The sequence below is a fragment of the Stenotrophomonas sp. YJH_SMC_79 genome (assembly GCF_059367995.1).
Genome location: NZ_JCAFRK010000001.1, coordinates 756,801 through 778,985, shown reverse-complemented (window position 1 = coordinate 778,985; position 22,185 = coordinate 756,801). Strand labels below are relative to the sequence as shown.

At 64.8% G+C, this 22,185-nt stretch carries 23 protein-coding genes; 18 read left to right on the top strand and 5 right to left on the bottom strand.

Annotated features, from left to right (window positions below):
* Positions 1-8: 8 nt before the first annotated feature.
* The 13 genes from AC5P57_RS03755 (at position 9) to AC5P57_RS03695 (ending at position 13,044) form a co-directional block, all read left to right on the top strand.
* Positions 9-407, top strand: a complete 399-nt coding sequence (locus tag AC5P57_RS03755) for a TIGR03750 family conjugal transfer protein (protein ID WP_003050133.1) — start codon at positions 9-11, stop codon at positions 405-407.
* Positions 404-1,096: a PFL_4703 family integrating conjugative element protein gene (locus tag AC5P57_RS03750; protein WP_003116810.1), complete on the top strand. Its 693-nt coding sequence runs from the start codon at positions 404-406 to the stop codon at positions 1,094-1,096. Before AC5P57_RS03755 ends, AC5P57_RS03750 begins: the two co-directional genes overlap by 4 nt.
* Positions 1,093-2,004 carry a TIGR03749 family integrating conjugative element protein gene (locus tag AC5P57_RS03745; RefSeq protein ID WP_003116809.1) on the top strand — a complete coding sequence of 304 codons (912 nt, stop codon included), beginning with the start codon at positions 1,093-1,095 and terminating at the stop codon, positions 2,002-2,004. Before AC5P57_RS03750 ends, AC5P57_RS03745 begins: the two co-directional genes overlap by 4 nt.
* Entirely contained in the window at positions 1,994-3,412 is a 1,419-nt protein-coding gene (locus AC5P57_RS03740; RefSeq protein WP_003116808.1) for a TIGR03752 family integrating conjugative element protein, read from the top strand. The genes AC5P57_RS03745 and AC5P57_RS03740 overlap by 11 nt, the downstream gene beginning before the upstream one ends.
* Positions 3,393-3,842: a TIGR03751 family conjugal transfer lipoprotein gene (locus tag AC5P57_RS03735; protein WP_003116807.1), complete on the top strand. Its 450-nt coding sequence runs from the start codon at positions 3,393-3,395 to the stop codon at positions 3,840-3,842. The genes AC5P57_RS03740 and AC5P57_RS03735 overlap by 20 nt, the downstream gene beginning before the upstream one ends.
* A complete protein-coding gene (locus AC5P57_RS03730) occupies positions 3,842-6,736 on the top strand; it encodes a conjugative transfer ATPase (RefSeq protein ID WP_013391807.1) in 2,895 nt (964 codons plus the stop codon). The genes AC5P57_RS03735 and AC5P57_RS03730 overlap by 1 nt, the downstream gene beginning before the upstream one ends.
* A 13-nt stretch (positions 6,737-6,749) precedes the next feature.
* Entirely contained in the window at positions 6,750-7,514 is a 765-nt protein-coding gene (locus AC5P57_RS03725) for a DsbA family protein (protein ID WP_003116805.1), read from the top strand.
* Positions 7,515-7,689: 175 nt separating this feature from the next.
* Positions 7,690-8,184 (top strand): JAB domain-containing protein, encoded by a 495-nt coding sequence (locus AC5P57_RS03720; RefSeq protein WP_003116804.1) that lies wholly within the window; start codon positions 7,690-7,692, stop codon positions 8,182-8,184.
* A 163-nt stretch (positions 8,185-8,347) separates the two neighbouring features.
* Positions 8,348-8,794, top strand: coding sequence for a TIGR03757 family integrating conjugative element protein (locus AC5P57_RS03715; protein ID WP_003116803.1), 447 nt, complete (start codon positions 8,348-8,350; stop codon positions 8,792-8,794).
* On the top strand, positions 8,791-9,741 hold the full coding sequence (locus AC5P57_RS03710) for a TIGR03756 family integrating conjugative element protein (protein ID WP_495219430.1): 951 nt from the start codon (positions 8,791-8,793) through the stop codon (positions 9,739-9,741). The genes AC5P57_RS03715 and AC5P57_RS03710 overlap by 4 nt, the downstream gene beginning before the upstream one ends.
* A 9-nt stretch (positions 9,742-9,750) precedes the next feature.
* Positions 9,751-11,145, top strand: coding sequence for an integrating conjugative element protein (locus AC5P57_RS03705; protein WP_013391809.1), 1,395 nt, complete (start codon positions 9,751-9,753; stop codon positions 11,143-11,145).
* Entirely contained in the window at positions 11,142-11,513 is a 372-nt protein-coding gene (locus AC5P57_RS03700) for a hypothetical protein (RefSeq protein WP_013391810.1), read from the top strand. The genes AC5P57_RS03705 and AC5P57_RS03700 overlap by 4 nt, the downstream gene beginning before the upstream one ends.
* Positions 11,514-11,526: 13 nt before the next feature.
* Positions 11,527-13,044: a conjugal transfer protein TraG N-terminal domain-containing protein gene (locus tag AC5P57_RS03695; protein WP_013391811.1), complete on the top strand. Its 1,518-nt coding sequence runs from the start codon at positions 11,527-11,529 to the stop codon at positions 13,042-13,044.
* A gap of 15 nt (positions 13,045-13,059) precedes the next feature.
* Here AC5P57_RS03695 and AC5P57_RS03690 read toward each other — a convergent pair whose 3' ends face one another.
* Genes AC5P57_RS03690 through AC5P57_RS03680 form a run of 3 tightly spaced genes read right to left on the bottom strand, consistent with a single transcriptional unit; the run spans position 13,060 to position 14,239 of the window.
* Positions 13,060-13,437, bottom strand: coding sequence for a DUF3742 family protein (locus AC5P57_RS03690; RefSeq protein ID WP_013391812.1), 378 nt, complete (start codon positions 13,435-13,437; stop codon positions 13,060-13,062).
* A 26-nt stretch (positions 13,438-13,463) separates the two neighbouring features.
* On the bottom strand, positions 13,464-13,922 hold the full coding sequence (locus AC5P57_RS03685) for a type II toxin-antitoxin system YhaV family toxin (protein ID WP_013391813.1): 459 nt from the start codon (positions 13,920-13,922) through the stop codon (positions 13,464-13,466).
* Entirely contained in the window at positions 13,922-14,239 is a 318-nt protein-coding gene (locus tag AC5P57_RS03680) for a type II toxin-antitoxin system PrlF family antitoxin (RefSeq protein ID WP_013391814.1), read from the bottom strand. The genes AC5P57_RS03685 and AC5P57_RS03680 overlap by 1 nt, the downstream gene beginning before the upstream one ends.
* A 299-nt stretch (positions 14,240-14,538) precedes the next feature.
* Here AC5P57_RS03680 and mobH point away from each other — a divergent pair, with 299 nt between their 5' ends.
* Genes mobH through AC5P57_RS03665 form a run of 3 tightly spaced genes read left to right on the top strand, consistent with a single transcriptional unit; the run spans position 14,539 to position 16,928 of the window.
* Positions 14,539-16,416, top strand: coding sequence for a MobH family relaxase (gene mobH / locus AC5P57_RS03675; protein WP_495219429.1), 1,878 nt, complete (start codon positions 14,539-14,541; stop codon positions 16,414-16,416).
* Positions 16,413-16,637: a hypothetical protein gene (locus AC5P57_RS03670; RefSeq protein WP_034012201.1), complete on the top strand. Its 225-nt coding sequence runs from the start codon at positions 16,413-16,415 to the stop codon at positions 16,635-16,637. Before mobH ends, AC5P57_RS03670 begins: the two co-directional genes overlap by 4 nt.
* A 33-nt stretch (positions 16,638-16,670) precedes the next feature.
* Positions 16,671-16,928, top strand: a complete 258-nt coding sequence (locus AC5P57_RS03665) for a heavy-metal-associated domain-containing protein (RefSeq protein WP_013391817.1) — start codon at positions 16,671-16,673, stop codon at positions 16,926-16,928.
* Here AC5P57_RS03665 and AC5P57_RS03660 read toward each other — a convergent pair.
* Both AC5P57_RS03660 and AC5P57_RS03655 read right to left on the bottom strand, forming a co-directional pair.
* Positions 16,888-18,315 (bottom strand): heavy metal sensor histidine kinase, encoded by a 1,428-nt coding sequence (locus AC5P57_RS03660; RefSeq protein WP_425483442.1) that lies wholly within the window; start codon positions 18,313-18,315, stop codon positions 16,888-16,890. The genes AC5P57_RS03665 and AC5P57_RS03660 overlap by 41 nt on opposite strands.
* Positions 18,296-18,988, bottom strand: coding sequence for a heavy metal response regulator transcription factor (locus AC5P57_RS03655; protein ID WP_003097513.1), 693 nt, complete (start codon positions 18,986-18,988; stop codon positions 18,296-18,298). Before AC5P57_RS03655 ends, AC5P57_RS03660 begins: the two co-directional genes overlap by 20 nt.
* Before the next feature lie 253 nt (positions 18,989-19,241).
* Here AC5P57_RS03655 and AC5P57_RS03650 point away from each other — a divergent pair, with 253 nt between their 5' ends.
* The gene (locus AC5P57_RS03650) at positions 19,242-21,146 is read left to right on the top strand and encodes a copper resistance system multicopper oxidase (RefSeq protein ID WP_013391820.1); all 1,905 of its coding nucleotides are present in this window, start codon (positions 19,242-19,244) and stop codon (positions 21,144-21,146) included.
* A 25-nt stretch (positions 21,147-21,171) separates the two neighbouring features.
* Positions 21,172-22,152: a copper resistance protein B gene (locus AC5P57_RS03645; RefSeq protein WP_013391821.1), complete on the top strand. Its 981-nt coding sequence runs from the start codon at positions 21,172-21,174 to the stop codon at positions 22,150-22,152.
* Positions 22,153-22,185: the final 33 nt, after the last annotated feature.

Below are 22,185 nucleotides of genomic sequence, written 5' to 3'. Positions count from 1 at the left end.
AGGCCGGTATGTCCGAGCAGCAGCACGTCCGTGCGGACGGAACGGTCACCTTCCTTCCGCACCGGCTCAACCGCCATCCCGTTGTGGTGCGCGGCCTCACCGCTGACGAACTCTGGATTTGCTGCGGCCTGTCCGGTGCCGCCGGCCTGCTGGTCGGCGCGCCGCTGTCCTGGGTGTTCCGCACGATCGCGCTGGCGCCGACCTTCGTCGTCCTGGGCGTGGCGCTCGGCGTCTTCATCGGCGGCGGCATCCTGCGCCGCCTCAAGCGTGGGCGTCCCGACACCTGGCTGTATCGGCAACTGCAATGGCGCATCGCCACGCGCCATCCGCTGATGGCCGGCTGGGTGGGTGGCCATGTGCTGATCTCGCGCTCGGGCTTCTGGTCCACCCGCAGGAGCATGCGATGAGCCGCTTCAAAAACGAGATCACCCACCTGCAGGCGCACATCAAGACCTTGCGGCTGGCCGCGGGCGCGCTGGTCGTCGTCGCCCTGGTCATGGGCGGCGGCTGGTGGAGCGCGCCGCGCGACCTGACCATCCACGTCCCGCCCGACCTGCGCTCTGGCAGTACCCGCAAGTGGTGGGAAGTGCCGCCCGAATCGGTCTATGCGTTCACGTTCTACGTGTTCCAGACGCTGAACCGCTGGCCAACCAATGGCGAGGAAGACTACTCGCGCAACCTCCACACGCTCTCGCCGTACCTCACCCCGTCCTGCCAGGCCTTCCTGCGGGCGGACTATGACTACCGCCGCTCCACGGGCGAGCTGCGTCAGCGCGTGCGCGGCATCTACGAGATTCCCGGCCGCGGCTATGGCGACGACCCCACGGCGCGCGTGCGCACCGTGTCCGATCGCGACTGGGTGGTGACGCTGGACATCACGGCGGACGAGTACTACGGCGCCGAGCAGGTCAAGCGCGCCCTGGTGCGCTATCCGATCAAGGTCACGCGGGTGGACGTCGATCCCGCCCGTAACCCGTTCGGCCTGGCGCTGGACTGCTACGACGGCGCGCCCCAGCGCATCAGTGCACCGGAGCCGACGCGCCCGGCGCCGAGTGGCCTGTCTCCGCAAGCGCCTCAAGGAGGAAACACCCCATGAAGCACCCTGTACTCGCGCTGCTGGGGCTACTGGCCGTGGCCGCGGCACCCGTCGCCCATGCAGTGGAAATCCTGCGCTGGGAACGCATGCCACTGGCAGTGCCGCTGAAGGTCGGTCAGGAACGCATCGTGTTCATCGACCGCAACGTGCGCGTGGGCGTGCCCGCGGGCGTGGGCGAACGCCTGCGCGTGCAGAGTGCGGGGGGCGCGGTGTACCTGCGCGCCAGCGAGCCGATCGAGCCCACGCGGTTGCAACTGCAGGACGCCGACACGGGCGCGCTGATCCTGCTGGACATCGCAGCCGAACCACCCAAGGACGGGGAAGCCGAGCTGGAGCCGGTGCGCATCGTCGAGGGTGACAGCGCACCGGGACGCTATGGCGAGCAGGCCGACAGTGCCGAGGCCCCGGCACGCGCCCAGGGCCAAGCAGGTGCGCGGACCGCGCGGCGCGAAACTCCGGTCCCTGTCGTGCTGACGCGCTTCGCCGCGCAGAACCTCTACGCACCGCTGCGCACCGTCGAGCCGCTTCCGGGCGTCATGCGGGTCAACCTGCCCCGCGACCTCGACCTGGACACACTGATGCCAACGCTGCCCGTGCGCGCGGTCGCACTCGCGTCGTGGCGCCTGGAGGACCAGTGGGTCACTGCCGTGCGCCTAACCAACGGCAGCGGCGGCTGGATCACGCTCGACCCGCGCGTGCTGCAAGGCGATTTCCTCACCGCCACCTTCCAGCACGAGGCGCTGGGCCCGCGCGGCACGCCCGAGGACACGACCGTCCTGTACCTGGTCACGCGCGGCCGCGGTCTCGCGCAGTCGCTGCTGCCGGCGATTCACCGCTTCGACCCGGCCGTGCATCTGCCGCAGCCGGACGGCGACGAGAACACCAAGGAGGCCCGCCATGCGCAGTAACGGCCTGCTCAAGTGGCTGATGATCCCTGTTGCCATCCTGGTGCTGTTCGTCGGTATCCGGCTGTTCTCGGGTGGAGGCAGCACGGCGCCACCCGCGGCGGACAACGGCGCCCAGCTCACGCCCGATGAAATGAAGGCGCTGGGCATCGAAGGCGACACCCCGCGCGACACCGTGGCGACGCTCGTTGCCCAAGTGAAGCAGTTGCGCACCGAGCTTCAGACCGCGCTCTCGGACAACAAGTCGCAGCGTGAAGAGAACCAGCGACTGCGCCAGCGCGAGAACTCCATCGACCAGCGCATCAACTCGGCGCTCGAATCCGAGCGGTCCAACCTGCGCCGCGACCAAGAGCAGGCGGCCAGCGCGCGCCAGCAGACCGAAGGGCTGCTCGCCGACCTGCAGCGGCGTCTGGACAGCATCGGCGGGCGCGGCGGCGGCCATGCGGACCTGCCCGTGGGCCTGGGGCTGCAGGGCGGCGACGAGGCAGGCATGGAGGGCGGCGTGCGGTGGGTCGAGCCGGACGACGCAAAGCCCGCCGAGGGGCGCAACGGGGGGCGTGGCGCGAGCGGCGGCATGAGCTTCCCCACGAGCTTCGGCCCGGCGCAGAGCACGCTCGAAACCACTGCGGAAACCGTGGCCAACGCGGGCGCCCGCGCCGCCGGGGTCAAGAGTGCCAAGCCGGTCTACACCGTGCCGACCAACTCCACGCTCATGGGTTCGGTCGCCATGACAGCGCTGATCGGCCGCGTGCCGATCGACGGCACGGTCAACGATCCCTATCCGTTCAAAGTTCTGGTCGGGCCGGACAACCTGACCGCCAATGGCATCGACATTCCCGACGTGGCCGGCGCCGTGTTCAGCGGCACCGCTTCGGGCGACTGGACGCTCTCGTGCGTGCGCGGCCAGGTGCGCAGCATCACGTTCGTCTTCCACGACGGCACGATTCGCACGATCCCCGAAGACCGCGAGGGCAACCAGCAGAACAACCAACAGCGCGATGGCTTGGGCTGGATCAGCGATCCCCACGGCATTCCTTGCGTCAGCGGCGAGCGGCGCAGCAACGCCCAGCAATACCTCGGCTCGCAGGCCCTGATCACCGCGGCCGGCGCCGGTGTGGCCTCACTCATCGAGAGCGACAGCGGCCGCATGTCCTATGTCGGCTCGGACGGCTCCATCGGCACCGTGGGCATCACCGGCCAGGAAGCGGTCGGCCAGATTCTGGCGGGCGGCGTGCGGGACATGTCGGCCTGGGTCAACAAGTTGTACGGCCAGGCGTTCGCCGCCGTCTATGTCCAGCCCGGCGCCAAGGTTGCCGTCCACCTCGAAAAGCCGCTCGCCATCGACTTCGATCCCGAAGGCCGCAAGGTCGATCACCGCGCAGGAGAAAGCCATGCACTCGAACTTGACTAACCTGGCCCGTGGCCTGGCACTGGCCCTCGCCGTCGCGGTGCTTGGCGGCTGCGCCACCAGCAAGGAAAAGCTGCTGACCCACGGTGACCGCACGATGATGGACATCTGGCAGCAGGAGGCCGGCGACGGCGGTGGCGCAGCCGGACGGAACGCCGGCCGCCAGCTGCTCGATGCGCGCCAGAGCCTGCGTCGGCCCCTGACCGACGCCGACGTGCAGGTCGCACCCGTCGAGCAGATGCGCTACACGCGCACCGCGCGCAATGAGGTCCACCGCCAGTTCCAGCGTCTGCCCAATCCCGATCTCGTCATGTACGTGTATCCGCACCTGGCGGGCACGGACCCCGTGCCGGTGCCGGGCTACACGACGGTCTTCCCGCTCAACCAGCGCATCCAGTACGCCATGCCAGGCGAGCGCGTGGAGGCCTACTGATGCGGTGGAAACTTCCCTGGCCTAAGCCGGCCGCGCCGAAGCTGGCCGCATCCGGCGCTGGTGATGATGAGCAGCCGGACGGCTGGCAGCGCCACGTCGAGGCCTTGCGGCAGGTCGGCATCCCCGAACCCGGCTCGGCAGTCCGGGGCCGCAAGCCGGCGACGGAGGCCGACGAGCAGGCGCTGTACGACGTCGCACCGTCCTTCGTGGAACTGCTGCCCTGGGTGGAGTTCTTGCCCGAGTCGAAATCGATGCTCCTGGAGGACGGCCAATCGGTGGCCGCCTTCTTCGAGCTGGTGCCGCTGGGGACCGAGGGCCGGGAACCCGGCTGGCTCGCGCACGCCCGCGACGCCTTAGAAAACGCGCTCCAGGACAGCTTCGATGAACTGGACGAGAACCCCTGGGTGTTGCAGCTCTACGCCCAGGACGAACCGAGCTTCGACCAGTACATGCAGACGTTGCGCGACTACGTGCAGCCGCGCGCCCGTGGCACGGTGTTCACGGAGTTCTACCTGCGGTTCTTTGCCCACCATCTGCGCGCGGTGGCCAAGCCCGGTGGCTTGTTCCAGGACACGGTGGTCACACGCTTGCGCTGGCGCGGCCAGACGAGGCGTGTGCGCATGGTCGTCTATCGCCGCGTGACCGGACAAGGACAGGGCCAGGCAAACCGCCGGGGCCAGACACCCGAGCAGATGCTGAACATCGTCTGCGACCGCCTGTGCGGCGGGCTGGCGAACGCCGGCATCCAGGCTCGCCGCCTGGGTGCGGCAGACGTCCATGACTGGCTGCTGCGCTGGTTCAACCCGCGTCCGACGCTGCTCGGGCCTGGGGTCGAGGACCGGGAGCGCTTCTATGCGTTCGCGCGCTACCCCGCCGACACCGAGGCTGGCGAGATCGAACTGGCGAGCGGGCGGGATTTTAGCCAGCGGCTTTTCTTCAGCCAGCCACGCTCGGACGTGGAGCATGGCACCTGGCACTTCGACGGCATACCGCACCGTGTGTTGGTCACTGACCGGCTGCGCATGCCGCCCGGAACGGGACACCTGACTGGCGAAACCCGCAAGGGCGATGCGATCAACACGCTGTTCGATCAGATGCCCGAGGACACGACGATGTGTCTGACCATGGTGGCGACGCCCCAGGACATTCTCGAATCGCACCTGAACCACCTGGCGAAGAAGGCAGTCGGCGAAACACTGGCATCGGAGCAGACGCTCAAGGACGTGCAGGAGGCGCGCTCGCTCATCGGCAGCGCGCACAAACTCTACCGCGGCACGCTGGCCTTCTATCTGCGCGGACGCGACGAAGCCGAGCTTGACCGGCGCGGTCTGGACCTCGCCAACGTGATGCTCAACGCGGGGTTGCAGCCCGTTCGCGAGGACGATGAAGTCGCGCCGCTCAACAGCTATCTGCGCTGGCTACCGTGCTGCTACAACCCCGCGCAGGATCGGCGAAACTGGTTCACCCAACTGATGTTCGCCCAGCATGTGGCGAATCTCTCGCCGGCGTGGGGTCGCAGCCAGGGTACGGGCCATCCGGGCAACACGTTCTTCAACCGCGGTGGCGGGCCGATCACGTTTGATCCGCTGAACCGCTTAGACAGGCAGATGAATGCCCATCTATTCCTGTTCGGCCCCACCGGCTCGGGCAAGAGCGCCACGCTCAACAACCTGCTGAACCAGGTCACGGCCATCTACCGGCCGCGCCTCTTCATCGTGGAAGCCGGCAACAGCTTCGGGCTGTTCAGCGACTTCGCCAGGCGCCTGGGCCTGACGGTGAACCGGGTCAAGCTGGCCCCCGGATCGGGCATCAGCCTGGCACCGTTCGCGGATGCCCGCCGGCTGATCGAAACACCCAGCGACGTGCAGACGCTCGATGCCGATGCGTTGGACGAAGACCTGCCACCGGATGCCTCGGTCATGGAGGCAGACGAACAGCGTGACGTGTTGGGCGAGTTGGAGATCACGGCACGGCTGATGATCACCGGCGGCGAGGACAAGGAGGAAGCCCGGATGACGCGGGCCGACCGTTCGCTGATCCGCCAGTGCATCCTCGACGCCGCCGAACACTGCGTGGCTGAGAAGCGCACGGTGCTCACTCGCGACGTGCGCAACGCGCTGCGCGCCCGCGGTCAGGACTCGACGCTTCCCGAGATGCGGCGCATGCGGCTGCTGGAGATGGCGGACGCGATGGACATGTTCTGCCAAGGCACCGATGGCGAGATGTTCGACCGCGATGGCACGCCGTGGCCCGAGGCCGACATCACGCTGGTGGATCTGGCGACCTATGCCCGCGAGGGCTACAACGCGCAGCTCTCCATCGCCTACATCAGCCTGATCAGCACGGTGAACAACATCGCCGAGCGCGACCAGTACCTGGGTCGTCCGATCATCAATGTGACCGACGAAGGCCACATCATCACGAAGAACCCGTTGCTCGCGCCCTACGTCGTGAAAATTACCAAGATGTGGCGCAAATTGGGCGCCTGGTTCTGGCTGGCGACCCAGAACATCGACGACCTGCCGCGTGCCGCAGAGCCCATGCTCAACATGATTGAGTGGTGGATCTGCCTGTCGATGCCGCCCGATGAGGTCGAGAAGATTGCACGCTTCCGTGAACTCTCACCAGCGCAGAAAGCGCTGATGCTTTCTGCGCGCAAGGAGGGGGGGAAATTCACCGAGGGCGTGATCCTGTCGAAGTCGATGGAAGTGTTGTTCCGCGCGGTGCCGCCGAGCCTTTACCTCGCGCTTGCGCAGACCGAACCCGAGGAGAAGGCCGAGCGCTACCAGCTCATGCAGCAATACGGCTGCACCGAGCTGGAAGCCGCCTTCAAGGTGGCCGAGAAGATCGACCAGGCACGCGGCATCGAGTCGCCCGCCTTGGAACTGTCGTAAGCCGGAGAACGCCATGGAACACAAACATCCTTCCATCCCGATGCAGGTGCAGGCGTTCCGCCGTCGGCGCTGGGGGACCCGCTGGCCGTGGGCGTTGGCTGCAGTGCTGGTTGCGCTGCTGCTGATCTGGCTCGTGTCCCGTTCGCCAGGCGGGTCCACACCTCAGACTTCGGCGCCAGTCAGCGAGACACAGGTGGCAGGGCCTCCGTGGCAGATGGGCAATCCGGAAGGTCGTTTCACACTGACGCTGTACGCGGACCTCGAATGCCCGTTCTGCCGGTCCTATTTCCCTGTGCTCAAACGTTGGGTGGCCGGCAATGCCGACGTGGCCTTGCAATGGCACCACCTGCCGTTGGCCGCACATGAACCGGCCGCTTCTGCCGAAGCGCGTCTGGCGGAATGCGCCGGCGAAGCCGGCGGGCATGCCACCTTCTGGCAAGCCGTCGAGTGGGTATATGCCCACACGCGCAGCGACGGCCAGGGCTTGCCCGAGGACCTGCGCTACCCCGACCTGACGCCAGCCATCGAGCAGTGCATCGCGAGCGAGCGGCCCGACGCGGCGATTCGTACCCAAACTGCGGAAGCCACGAACAGCGGCGTGACCGCCACGCCGTCGCTGCGGCTGCACGATCGCGAAAGCGGCAAGGCGATCCTGCTGCAGGGTCCGATCGAGGGCGATGCCTTGCTGTCAGCCATGGACATGCTCGCCGCCGGCGATCCCGCCACCACACCCACATCGGAAATGCCTGCCGACGTCGTCGGCGACATGCCCAGGTAGCCCCGGTCTTCAAGGCTACGGCGCAGTCCGCTGCGCTGACCGCAACCCGTTCGCCTCGCGTCCTGGCCGCGAACGATCACCGCTACCGCGGTGATGGATGCACCTTGTTCGTTCCCCAGGAGGGCTTGCCCTCCCAGGGCGCGCGCCCTCCGATCTCACCGTCTGGAGGTTCGCCATGTCTTTCGTCGTCAATGACTCCTACCTGGAGTCGCTTTCCGCCATCGCTACCCAACACGAGGACTGGATCATCCAGCAAGCCATCGTGCTGCTGGAGAGACGGATCTTCAAAGCTGGACCGTGCCTCAGCCGACCGGCCGCTGTGCGGGACTACCTGCGTCTGAAACTGGTCGCTGAGCCCAATGAGATATTCGCCGCTGTGTTCCTGGACAGCATGCACCAGGTGCTGGCCTACGAGCCGTTGTTCAGGGGCACGATCAACTCGACATCGGTCTATCCGCGTGTCGTCGCGCAGCGTGTGCTGGAGTTGAATGCCGCCGCGGTGGTCTTCAGCCACCAGCACCCCTCGGGCATCTCCGAACCGTCGAGCGCGGATCGCATGCTGACCCAGCAACTGCAGGTCGCGCTGGCGCTCATCGATGTGCGGGTACTGGACCACATCATCGTCGGCCAGGGTGCCCCGTTCTCCTTTGCGGAGTCCGGCCTGCTGTAAAGGTTGCACTGCTTCGTTGATCAGCGCGGAGGCTTCGGCCTCCGCTTTTTCTTCGCAGCGACGCAAGCAGGTATGCGGGGTGGCCGCGATGCGCATTGTTTGTTGGGGCCGCGTGGGGTTCGGCGTTTGACTATGGCCCTGATCAACTTCCGGGGCGCATGACATGCCAGCAGCTTTTACCCGGTTCGCACCAGGCTGGCGAACCCTTGGCCTGGCCGTGGCGCTGCCGGCATCTCTGGCCGTGTTCAGCCCGGCCACCTTCGCCGCCGACGTGGTGGTCGTCACCGACAGCCGCCACCCGGTCAAGACCGCCGGCGGCGAGCGGCTGATCGAGTTGGACGAAGCGCCCCGGATCGAGGCCGAGCTTTCCGCGGATCTGCCGGCCGACCCCGAGCGGGCAGCAGCCATCGTCCGGCAACGACTGAACCAAGGCGGCACCGATCTTCAGCGCCGCATCGGCACCGCCTACCAGGGCGTCGCCGATGCATGGAGCCTGGGCGTCGCCGCCATCCCGGCCGTCGTGGTAGATCAACGCTATGTGGTCTATGGCGAGCCGGACGTGGCCCGGGCGGTGTCCCGCATCGAGCAGTACCGGAGGACGCAGCCGTGACCCATCGCCCATTCGACTTGCTGCGCCGCCTGCGCGTCGCCGTGGCCTCGCTGCTGTTGGTCAGCGCCACCGGCAGCTACGCCCTGAACACCGCCACCATCGTGTCCTCCGTCATGTCGCCGGACTGCCTGGAATACCGGGTGGTGGGCATCTGCTACTGGCTCTACTGCACCTGGACGGGCTGCACGGTGCGCACGTCCACCAAGGTCCGGCACTACGTGCCCGATGCGGTCGTCTCCAGCTACAGCAACACCGGGGAGAACCCCTGGGTCGAAGTGCAGGCGATGAGCACGCCCAACCCATCCGCACAGGCAGGTGGGGATGGGACCACGAACGAAGACCACGAAAACAACCTCGCCAAATTCAAGAACAGCGATGTCATCGGCCATCCTGGCGGCGAGGTATTCAACCAGTTCGCATCGTCGTCGGGCTATTTCTGCCAAGGCGCGGGCACGGCCTTCATGCCGTATCTACTCAGCACGCTGGACACGCTGGCTTGGCGCTACAACGTGCCTGAAATGGCCTACCCGGAGGCGTTGATTCCGGGCATGCGCGAGGTCGGTGCGCGCACCACGATGAATCTCTGGGGCAACGTCTATCCGCGCGGCGGCTTCCTGCACCAGACCGACGACCAAAAATCCGGGGCTGTGGTGGCCCAGCGCGCGGGCGATGTCGTCACGCGCCGCGGGCAGATCCACGTGTACCAGCCGCTGCTTGCCAACGCCCGCGACGGCTACTGGCCGGCCGGCGAGCTGATGGAGGGTGATGCCTCTACGGGCAAGTGGCAGGAGCTGACGCCGCGCCTGTCCAACACCTGCGTGATGTTCCCGCACAGCGGCACGCTGACCCAGGCCCAGCAAGGCGACTACGCCTGGGCGCTGTGGCGTCCCTATGCGTGCTGCGAACGCCGCGGTCAGGTGTTCCTGGGCAGCGTCGATTTCCTCTGAGGTGCCACGATGAAGCGTCCTGAACCGATGAACCTTTCCGCCAAGGCGTGCCGCCTGCTGCGCCCGACGGCGCTGGCCGGCACGCTCGCTCTGGTCTGCGGCATGGCGTGGGCGCAGGTCGGATACCAGAACAGCGGCCCCGTCCTCGGCGATGACGTCATGTACTCGATCGGCGGTGGCAGTGCGGTGTCCATGGGCCGCGCGGCCGGCATGCGTTCCATCGGGGTCGGCGTGGGGTGGAACAGCAACCTGATCTGCGGCGACATGAGCATCCAGACCACGCTGCGCAATCAGCTTAACGGCATCACGAACGGCTTTCAGCAGATCATGAGCAACGTGATCCAGAGCGCGACCAGCGCGGTTGCATCGCTGCCGGCGCTGATCATTCAGCGCGCCGATCCGGGCCTGTACAACCTGCTGACTAACGGCGTGCTGCAGGCGCGGCTGGACTTCGACCGCTCCAAGCTGACGTGCCGCGCCATGGCGGAGAAGATGGCCGAGACGGCGGGTGGCCAGCTTGGCTGGAGCCAGATGGCCGAAGGCATGGCCCTGCGTGACGCGGTTGGCAGCAACGATGCCGTATCGGCCGTCGAGCAGGCCGAGACGCGCCGCGGCAACGACGGCGTGCCCTGGGTGGGCGGCAGCAATGCCGGTGGCGCGGGCCAGTCCGCCATCCGGGTGGTCGGCGACGTCACCCGCGCGGGCTACAACCTGGTCAACGGTCGCGGCGTGACGGACACCTCCTCCATCGCGTCCACCAGTTGCGCGAGCCTGTCCTGCCAGACCTGGACGTCGCCGCAGCAGGCGACCGAATGGGCCACGCGCGCCCTCGGAGAGCAGGTGCAGCGCACGTGCGACTCCTGCACTAAGACCGAGACGGTGCCCGGCGTCGGGCTGACGCCGCTGATCCAGGAGGAGTACGAAGCCAAGCTGGAGGTCTTGCAGGAGCTGGTTTCCGGCACGCGTAATACCACCTTCGAGAACTTGCGCGAGGCCGGCAGCACGTCGCTGCCGATCACCCGCGGCGTGATCGAGGCGCTGCGCGACGAGCCGGACCAGGACCTGCTGGCGCGGCGCCTCGCGTCCGAAGTGGCGCTGTCATCGGTGCTGGAGAAGGCGCTCCTGCTCCAACGCACGCTGCTCACGGGCAAGAAGGAGCCCAACGTCGCAGCCAACGAACTTGCGGTGCAGGCCGTGAACCATGAGAGCGACACGCTCGACCGGGAGATCCGCAACCTGAAGACGGAATTGGAGCTGCGGCGCGAACTGGCGAACAACTCGCCGATGGCCATCATCCAGCGCCACGGCACGCGGGCGGCCGGCTCGCGCGGCATCTACGAGGGCGATCCGGTACCCGACCGCCTTGACCAGTTGCAGAAGGGCAATCCCGGAGCCAGGCCATGAACGCGGAGCGCATGGCCTGGCGCCCCTTGCGCTGGCTCTTCAGCCGGCGCGCGGCGACGGCGCTGCTGTGGGCGGTGGTGCTCGTCGCCGCTGCGGTGGGTGCCAACATCGCCGGCATCTACCTGGTCGGCAGCGTGGCCGGATGGGAGCGGTGGCTCGCGGCCGCATCGGGCTACTTCTTCGTGTGGCGGCTGTGTCTGTACGGGGCCACGGTTTACGGGTGGCTCTGGATGCGCCGCCGGCTGCTGGCGCGCGAAGACCAGGACGGGGCAGATGGGCAGGCACGGCGCCGCCTGATGCGCAGCGAGATCGCGGGCGTCGTCGCCATCGTCGTGCTGGAAGCCAGCTTGTTGATGCAGGCCGCTTGAGGGGATCGAGGCCATGACGCTTTTCACGACCGACTACCTGGAGTACTACCTCACACTCGTTTCCTGGATCGTCAACAACGGCATCTGGGCGGCCCTCGTATCCAGCGGGGTATTCGCGCTGCCTTTCGTCGCCATCGTCGTGCAGGAGTGGTTGAAAGCTCGTGCTGAAGGCGCCGACGAGGGCAATAAAGGCGTGCTGAGCGCCGCCCGCATCGAGAACCGGGTCTTCGTCGCCATCGTGGTGGTGATGTTCGCCGGCATTCCGTTCATCGACGTGGACCTAAACACCATCCAGTACGACAGCTCGCGCTCGGCCCAGTGCCAGGTCAGCGTGGCGCAGCCCGCGGATACCGGCTGGTCGCAGTCCTTCAGCACCATCAACAACCAGTCGGCGAAGGTGCCGGTGTGGTGGGCGTTCATGCACGCGCTCTCGCGCGCCGTCACGGGCGCTTCGGTGGCGGCAATCCCGTGCGGCACGGACCTGCGGCAGATGCGCATGGAGATCGACGCCACGCGCATCGATGATCCGGTGCTGGCTCAGGAAGTAGCGGATTTCTCTCGGGATTGCTATGGGCCTGCACGGGCCAAATTGTTCATGCAGCGCCCTCAACTTGATGAGCAGCAGATGCACGACGTGACCTGGATCGGATCGCGGTTCTTCACCGACACGAACGGGTACTACGACACGTATCGCTCCAGCACGCCGCGCGATGACTGGCCCTATGACAGCAACCGCGACGCTGGGCTGGCCCAGGTATCCAGTGGCGGTGGCTACCCGACCTGCAGGCAATGGTGGGCTGATGGCAGCAATGGCCTGCGGGCACGGCTGCTGGGACAGGTGGACCCGAGCCTGCTCAATCGCCTGGCGGGCTGGGCTGGCTTCCTGAGCCGGGCCGAGGTGGACAATTCGGTGATCCGCGCGATCGCGTCACCGCGGCAGCAGAAGCTGAACCAAGGCAGCGTCTATACCGACTACGGCGGCCAGATCGACAAGACCTTGCCAAACATCGTGACGCGGGCTACGGGAGACGTTGGAATGGCAGTTGGCGCGATTGCCTCGTTTCCCGCGATGGACGTCGTGCGGCAGGCGCTGCCGATGGTGCTCGCCTTGCTCAAGATGGCATTGGTAATCTGCATCCCGCTCGTGCTGGTCGTGGGCACCTATGACTTGAAGACGGTCGTCACGGTCAGCGTCGTGCAGTTCGCGCTGTTCTTCACGGATTTCTGGTTTCAGCTTGCGCGCTGGATCGATTCGACGATCCTGGACGCACTTTATGGCTGGGGGTTCGGCTGGAACCGGCCGCACACCAACTTCGACCCGCTGGTGGGGCTGAACAACGCCTTCGGCGACATGCTCCTGATGTTCGTCACAGGCACGATGTTTCTGGTCCTGCCGACGTTTTGGGTCGCTGCTTTGGGGTGGGTCGGAGTTAAGGCTGGGGTGATTGCTCAGAACCTTGCTGTCGGCTCCAAGGAAGCGCGTGATAGCGCCGGGTCAGGTGTAAACAAGGTAGCCGGCAAGGTTCTGTGACAAACAGGCCAAACCTCAGTCATCGAACGGATCGTTCGGGTCGTGAGGGTCGAGCCGCTGGCCATTGGAAGAATACAGGCCAAAGCCCGCCTCGCCATTGCGCAATTCATCCTGTTGCGTCCAGCGGTCTTCATCTCTAGCCGAATTGCCAGCCATCCATACCGCCGCAACGCCCAGCAGTAGCAACACCGCCAGCCAGAAGGTGGTGTACAGCAGCACCCCGAGCGCAACCAGCTTGACCACCCACACGAGCGCGGTGGCACCGGCCGCCGCCCCCCCCTTTGACACCAACCAGCTCGATGCCCGGCGTTCGCCGCGCACGTAGGCACGCCATCCGCGACCCAAGGTGCGGCCGAGTCGTTCTGCGGTACGGATGCGTGTCGTGGTGTTCATGGTCGTCTCCTGCTATTGAGCGATGCCTATTCCAGTTTGCTCCAATCCTGCTTGCTTGCCTGTATCAGCGCATGCCAGTCGTCTGGTGGGTTCCCGCGCCCGAGCATCTTCTCGAACACGACATACGGGTCCGATTTGCTACCCGAAGACCGCAGGGTCTGTTCATCGTTGACCCAGGCGTACACGATGACCTTCGCCTTCGAGTCATACCGGAAGAACAGCCGGAACCGCCGTCCGATCTTGGCCCTTCGCCAGTGGCGGTGGGCAGGTCCCAAGGTGTTGCCCTGGCGGTACTCGTCGCGTGCCGGATCGCCTGGCACCACATCCAAGATCAACTGGCTCAAGGCCCGGAAGAGCTTGACGTTGGCATTGGACTCGAAGCCCGTCGGGTCGTTCTCCTGCGCGCGCCTCGCGGTCGCATGCAGTTTCTGCAACTGCTCGATCACGCAGTCGTGGAAGAGCAGCGTCCAGCCATGCCGTTGCATCAGAGTTCCACTTTCCCGTCGATCTCCTCGTCCAGGTCCAGACCGTGGCCAGCATGCTCCAGCATGGCGCGGGCCAGATCCTCGGGCAGGCCCTGGACGTTCCGGCCAGCTTCGATGTCGCGGGCCAGCAGGCTCAGGAATGCGCCGATGGCGGGGTCCTCATGCTCGGCATCGACGCGGGTGACGACGACTTCGCTGCCCCGCAGATCGAACGCGAGCTTGCCACCGGCATCGACGCCGAGCGCCTGCCGGATGGGCTTGGGCAGCGTGATCTGGCCTTTGGAGGTCAGCGTGGCAACTTCGTGGATGGCAGGCATGGCGGCTCTCCTGATTGCGATACCCGCATGGTAAGGAAATTTCCTTACTTTGTCAACGTGAAGCCTCACGGCGTTCTCCGAGTCCAAGAATCGGCCCATCGTAGGGCGTGAACAGCCAGCCTTCCTGCATCAATCCGGCCCTGCTGCAACCCGCATTGGCGGTGGACGGTCAGCACCCGTCGCCCTATACCCAAAGGCTGTAAAGGGTCGAAATGGCAAGGGAATGGGGTGCAAGGGGAAAGGCTCTATCCCGAAAAGGCAAAAAGGCCTCCCCGCTCGGCCCGCGACAGGACACCCGCATGCTCTCTCTGTTCCAGCGAAAACGGCCCGCGGTTGCTGCTGCTCCGACGCCACCATCGGTCACCGACCTCCCGAAAGGGTTGATGCGGCCCGAGTCGGCCGCATCGCTGCTGGCCACCCCGCGCCGGCAGAAGCTGCTGGAGCACATCTGGCAGCGCACGTCGCTCTCACGTAAGCAGTTCGCCACCTTGTACCGGGCGCCACTGGAACGCTACGCCGAGCTGGTCCAGGCTTTCCCGGCTTCCGAGGCGCATCATCACGCTTACCCCGGCGGCATGCTGGACCATGGCCTGGAAATCGTCGCCTACAGTCTGAAGCTGCGGCAGTCCCATCTGCTTCCCATCGGCGCAAGCCCCGAGGACCAGGCTGCGCAGGCTGAGGCCTGGACTGCTGCAGTCGCCTATGCCGCGTTGTTGCACGACATCGGCAAGATCGCCGTCGATCTGCACGTCGAACTGGCCGATGGCTCGCTGTGGCACCCGTGGTACGGTCCGCTGCACCAGCCGTACCGCTTCCGCTACCGCGACGATCGCGAATACCACCTGCACAGCGCGGCGACGGGCTTGCTCTACCGCCAACTGTTGGACACCCAACTCCTGGACTGGCTCAGTGGCTATCCCGACCTGTGGGGACCGCTGCTCTACGTCCTGGCCGGCCAGTACGAGCACGCCGGTGTGCTGGGCGAACTGGTCGTGCAGGCCGACCGCGCTTCCGTGGCCCAGGAACTGGGCGGCGATCCGGCGCGCGCCATGGCCGCTCCCAAGCACGCGCTGCAACGCAAGCTGCTCGACGGGCTGCGCTACCTGCTCAAGGAACAGTTGAAGCTGAACCAGCCGGAAGCCTCCGATGGCTGGCTCACCGAGGACGCGCTGTGGCTGGTGAGCAAGACGGTATCGGACAAACTGCGTGCGCACCTGCTGTCCCAAGGCGTTGACGGCATTCCTGCGAACAACACCGCGGTGTTCAACGTCCTCCAGGATCACGGCATGTTGCAGCCGACGCCCGACGGCAAGGCGATCTGGCGCGCGACCGTGACCAGTTCCACCGGCTGGTGTCACTCGTTCACGCTGTTGCGCCTCGGGCCCGCGCTGATCTGGGAGCCAAGCGAGAGGCCGGCGCTGTTCGCCGGCACAGTGGCGATCGACGCGGCGGCCACGGACAAAGGGCCCGATGTGTCAGCCACTACTCCGCCGGCCGGAGCGCAGTCAGCCTCGGAGGGCCAAGAGGTTCCGCCATGGGAGGGAGGTAACCCCTCTCGTCCAGCGAAAGGTGAACCGCTGCCCGACGCCATGGAAGACATGCTTTCGATGGTGGGCATGGTGAATTCACCCGCAACCCGGCAGGACGCTGAAGCACCTTCGGAGCCGGTGTCTGCCGCGCGTACTGAAGCGACGACCTTGACCGCACCTCAGCGTTCGTCCCCAGCGCCCAAGCCCACGACAGCGCCATCCGGAGAGCACTTCATGGCGTGGCTGAAACAAGGCATCGCTTCCCGCCGGCTCATCATCAACGACGCGAAAGCGCTCGTGCATACCGCGAGCGGCACCGCCTACCTGGTCAGCCCCGGCGTATTCCAGCGCTATGCGCAGGAGCATCCGCAAGTCAGCGCGCTGGCCAAGCAGGAGAGCCAGCAAGACTGGCAGTGGATACAAAAGCGCTTCGAGAGGCTGCAGCTGCATCGCAAGCAACCGAACGGCCTGAACATCTGGACCTGTGAAGTAACCGGGCCTAGAAAATCCCGCCGTCTGCATGGATACCTTCTGGAAGATCCGAGCCCGCTTTTCTCGGAAACGCCTCCGAGCAATCCCTATCTATCCCTGTTGGGTGAGACCAGACACTGCGAACAGACTTCAGGAAAGCAAGGGGCGTCAACATGACCTCCTCAATTTCGCCGGGGCAGTCTATTGCCGCCAAAGCGCACCTTTATTCAGACAGAGCCAAAGGCCCGATGAGCGCAGCGATGATGGAACAAGGCAGCGCCTCTCCCGTCTCTGGGCTGCACTACGCCGGCAAGAAGCATAAGGTCATCGCTCCCGACCGGGAGATTGTCTTCGAGTTCTCGCAGGACTGTCTGGACTCGGGCCGATTCGCTCCTTGACACCACAAATACAGCTAACAGGAAAGAGCATTCATGAAGTCGATCAACGTTGAAGTCGGAGGGCTTGTATCGAGCCTGAGCGGTGAGGGAGTGCGCCGCAAGCTGCTGTATCTTCACGGCGTCCATAATGCGGATGCCAACTATGTTGCGGGAAGCGCAACGATTCATCTCGACGAGCGATGCCTCAGGGTCAAGGATCTGCGCCATTGCATCTCCGAATGCGGCTATCCGGCACCGAAGCTCACCCGGACTACTGCCGCAGATGGGGCAGTGCCAAGTCAAATCTTGTGACAAGCTCGCTGGAGGTCACGGCAACAGAACCACCATGCGCCTCCGCAATCGATTTCACGATGGCAAGGCCAAGACCGGCGCCCGCCGTATTTCGTTGCCGTGCCGGATCAACTCGGTAGAATCGATTGAAGAGCTTTGGTAGATCGGGCTCAGGAATTTTCTCACCGGGATTGACCACACTGATCGTTGTCCACTGCTCATCCTGCGAGAGCAAGACCGTGATGCTCTTCCCGCGAGGAGTGTGTCGAATTGCGTTCGAGAGAAGATTGTTCAGCGCCCGGGTGAGCATTTCCCGATCCGCCGCTATGCTGCCGATCGCCCCTTTAACGCCAAGCGTAATGCCGCTATCTTCTGCCAGCGCCTCGAAATAGTCGAACAGACTCCGCACCAATTCGGACAGATCAATTGTAGACAAGCGCAAGTTGCGGGGATCATTTTCCGTTTGGGCAAGAAACAGCATGTCTCCAATCATGCGTCCCATCCGATCAAACTCTTCCAAATTTGAATAGAGGATTTCTCTGTATTCCTCGTTGCTGCGCGGCTGGCCAAGCGCTACGTGAGTCTGCGTGACCAGGTTGGTGACGGGCGTGCGCAACTCGTGCGCTATGTCTGCGGAAAAGTGTGATAGCCGGGTGAAGCCTTCCTCGATTCTCGCCAACATATCGTTGAAGGCAAATACCAGTTCCGCCAGTTCGATCGGCACATCCCGAGGATCCAACCTCACATCCAGCTTTGAAGAGCGAATCGCCCGAATCTCTTCATTGACCTTGCGAATCGGCAGATGGCCCCACTGCACCGCCAGCCAAGCCACACCGAGCGCCAGACACATGACCAAGCCGGTTGCCCACCAAAGCATGCGCTTGAACTCCGCCAGGAAGTCGAGATGAAAGCCGATGTCCATGGCGGCGACGATGCGGTAGCCGGACGCCGCTGAATCGTCAGCAGGCAGTTGTACCACCACACCTCGATATGACCTCTGATCCTCGTGCCACACGATCAAATCGTCAGCGGTGATGCGGTTCACCAACTTTTTGTTACTGTCAAGTTTCGACAGGTCAGGACCGGGCGTGGCATAGATGCTATTGCCAGACCCATCGTAGACGCCGTACGTCATCCCATGATGTCCTGCGACTGCGTTGGCCAAGTGTTGCTTCAGTTCGTCGCTTGCGATGTCACTTGCAAGCTGGTGCAAGGGCTGAGCCAAAGCGGCTGTCACTGCCTCCAGTTCGTGGGCATCCTGTTGAGCAAAGTGGTGCTCCAACGACCGGAGAATGACCCAGTTGAACACAAGAAACACCAAGGTCGTGGCGATACCAACCAGGGCCGTGACCCTCAATGCAAGCGACGCTGGACGGCTTTGCCGCGGCTTATGGCGCAGGGGCATCATCGGGCGCATCGAGCGTGTATCCCATTCCACGCACGGTGTGGATGAGCTTCGGATTGAACGCATCGTCTATCTTCGCGCGTAGGCGGCGGATGGCTACATCGATGACGTTGCTGTCGCTGTCGAAATTCATGTCCCATACCTGCGACGCGATCAGAGAACGTGGAAGGACTTCCCCCTGGCGACGGGCCAGGAGCTCAAGCAACGCGAACTCCTTGCTGGTGAGATTGATGCGTTGGCCAGCGCGCGTTGCACGTCGGCGCGCCAAGTCCAGTACCAAATCGGCAACCTGGATGCGATCAGGCTGGCTCGGAGCGCTTCCGCGTCGCAGCAGCGTCCGCACCCGCGCCAGCAACTCAGAGAAGGCGAATGGCTTGACGAGGTAGTCGTCCGCTCCCAGTTCCAATCCCTTGACACGGTCGTCCACACCGCCACGCGCCGTCAGAAAGAGTACAGGGACCTGTTTACCGGCATCTCGAAGGGCACGCACGATGCGCCAGCCATCGACATCCGGCAGCATGACATCCAAGACCACCAGATCGTATGTCTCGCCCATGGCCAGGTGGTGTCCGTCCAATCCGTTGCGCGCCAGATCCACTACGAATCCCGCCTCCATGAGACCTTGGCGGACGTAATCCGCCGTCTTGTTCTCGTCTTCAACGACCAGCAGTTTCATCGCATGTCCCATGAAATCGCTGCGGCGCAGAAAAATAGCCGCTCACGATGTACGCATTCATCCACTTCAATCAGCAATTTACTGGTTGCCAGCTTCCACGAACATGACACGAACATTACATGAATGTAATTCAAGGGTCATTCGGTGGAAAGTGCCCAACCCATAGCATGACCTGCATTGCGTCGAACTGTGCCGCTCAGGATGGGGTGGCGTTTAGAACGACTTCCGAGTCATCTATGGAGGATTTCAGGCCATGCCGCCTCGTTCACCCTTTTTTATCGTGCCCCCACAGGGCCTTTCTCGTCGGCGTTTCGTCCAAGGGTTAGCCGCCGGCGGCGTTCTCGCTGGGCTGTCCACGCCGGCGTTCAAGGCATTTGCCCAGCAAGGCTCCGCGACGCGCGGTGCCGCCCCTGTGCTAAAAGGCACCGAGTTCGACTTGGTGATCGCCGAATCGCCCGTGAACTTCACGGGCAAGCCAGGCGTGGCTACGACCATCAACGGCTCGCTGCCGGCACCGACATTGCGTTGGCGCGAGGGTGACACCGTCACAATCCGTGTGACCAACAAGCTGCGTGAAGCCACATCCATCCACTGGCACGGGATCATCCTGCCGTATCAGATGGATGGCGTGCCGGGCATTAGCTTCAAAGGCATCGCTCCCGGCGAGACCTTCACGTACCGCTTCAAGGTTCAGCAAAGCGGCTCCTACTGGTACCACTCGCACTCCGGCTTCCAGGAACTCACGGGCATGTACGGGGCGATCATCATCGACCCCGCTGGCGCCGAGACCATCCGCGCCGACCGTGACCACGTGCTGCTGTTCTCGGATTGGACCGACGAAGACCCGATGCGGGTGTTCACCAAGCTCAAGTCCCAAAGCGACTACTACAACTACAACCAACCTACCGTCTTCGACTTCTTCCGGGACGCCTCGCGCGACGGCATGGCCGCTGCGATCGACAAGCGCAAGATGTGGAACGAGATGCGGATGAATCCGACGGATCTCGCCGATCTGTCCGCCGCCACGCTGACCTATCTGGCCAACGGCGTCACCCCCGCCGGCAATTGGACGGCGTTGTTCCGACCGGGGGAGCGCGTGCGGCTGCGCATGGTCAACGGTGCGGGCAACACCTTCTACGACGTACGCATTCCCGGACTGAAACTCACGGTGGTGCACGTCGATGGTGTTGACGTGGAGCCGGTGACGGTCGATGAGTTCCGATTCGGTCCGGGCGAAACCGTCGATGTGATCGTCCAGCCACGGGATGACGCTTACACGATCTTCGCCCAGGCGATGGACCGGACAGGCTACGCGCGTGCCACGCTGGCCGTGCGTGAAGGTCTTCAAGCTCCCGTGCCTGCCCTCGATCCGGTCGAATGGCTGACCATGAACGACATGATGGGCGGCATGATGGGGGGCATGGACCATGGCGGGTCCGGCCAGGCCATGGAGATGACCGGGATGACGGGCATGACGGGCATGACGGGCATGACCGGGATGACCGGGATGACCGGGATGGGCTCGGGTTCGATGTCCGGGATGGATCATGGGGCGATGGCTGGCATGAACCACGGTGGCATGGCGATGGATCACAGCCAACACGCCGCGGCTGCGGGGGGACTGGCCGTGCCCAGCACTACTGCCCGCCACGCTCGCACCGAGTATGGTGCCAGCACGGACATGCGCGTTGACATGGCGCGCACCAACCTCGATGACCCCGGCATTGGACTGCGCAACAACGGTCGGCGCGTGTTGACCCTCGCGGATCTGCATACCCCGTCGGGGCCGCTGGACAAGAGAGGCCCTGGCCGGGAGGTCGAATTGCACCTCACGGGCAACATGGAACGCTACGCATGGTCCCTGGACGGGCTGGAGTTCGGAAAGTCCACGCCGGTGCACTTCAAACACGGCGAGCGGCTGCGGGTCATTCTGCACAACGACACCATGATGACCCATCCCATGCACCTGCACGGCATGTGGAGCGAGCTGGAAAGCCCCGACGGTCGCTTCCTTGCGCGCCGCCACACCCTGCCGGTGCAGCCGGCACAACGCATCAGCTTCCTGGTGACAGCCGACGCGCTCGGCCGCTGGGCGTGGCACTGCCACCTGATGTTCCACATGGATGCCGGCATGTTCCGCGAAGTCGTGGTGTCTTGAACCCAGCGCACAAGGAAGACCAAGAATGTCCAAAGCACTCCCCACTCGCGCACTGGCCACGACGCTACTGGCCCTGGTAAGCGTCGCCGCACAGGCACAAGCACAGAACGACCATGCTGCGCACGGCCAGGCCGACTCTCAAACGGCCGCGCCATCCACTCAGACCGTGGCTCCTGCCGCCGACCCGCACGCGGGTCACGCGGCGTCGGCGAGCGGCTCGACCGCGGCCCCGGCCATGGATCACGGCAACATGCAGATGCAGGGCGGGTCGGCGCCTCCTGACGCCCGCGATCCGCATGGCTACTCCAATGGCCTGACATTGGGATCGGGCGACTACGCCGTACCCGGTGTGCCGCGGCTGATGCTGGCCGACGAACACAGGTTCTTCTCGTTGCGCGGCGAAACCCTGGAACGCCGCTTCACGCGCAAAGGGGACGATTCCACGGCCTACGACCTCCAGGCGTGGTATGGGACGACCTACAACAAGGCCGTCGTGAAGGCCGAAGGCGATATCGCCAAAGGAAAGCTCGAAGAATCGCGTACCGAGCTTCTCTGGGGGCACGCCGTCGCACCGTACTGGGACACCCAGCTCGGCATTCGGGTGGATAACGGCGAAGGCCCGAGCCGTCAATGGTTGGCTTTCGGCATCCAGGGCCTCGCCCCCTACTGGTTCGAGCTGGAGGCGACGGGCTACGTGGGAAGTGGCGGACGTACGGCGCTGCGTGTCGAAGGCAGCTACGAGCTGCTGCTGACCCAGCGACTGATTCTGGAGCCTCGCGCCGAGTTGCAGTTCTATGGCAAGGACGACCCGGAACGCGGTATCGGCAAGGGCTTGGCCGAAGCGTCTGCTGGCTTGCGCCTGCGCTATGAATTCAGTCGCCAGTTCGCCCCCTATATCGGCGTGGAACGGGCGGGCAGCTTCGGACGCACCGCGGACTATGTGCGTGCCGAAGGCGGCCGCGCGCAGCAGACGCGCTGGGTGGCTGGCGTGCGATTCTGGTTCTAGAACCTAGCGGGTTTGATCATCTGATGAGAGGCA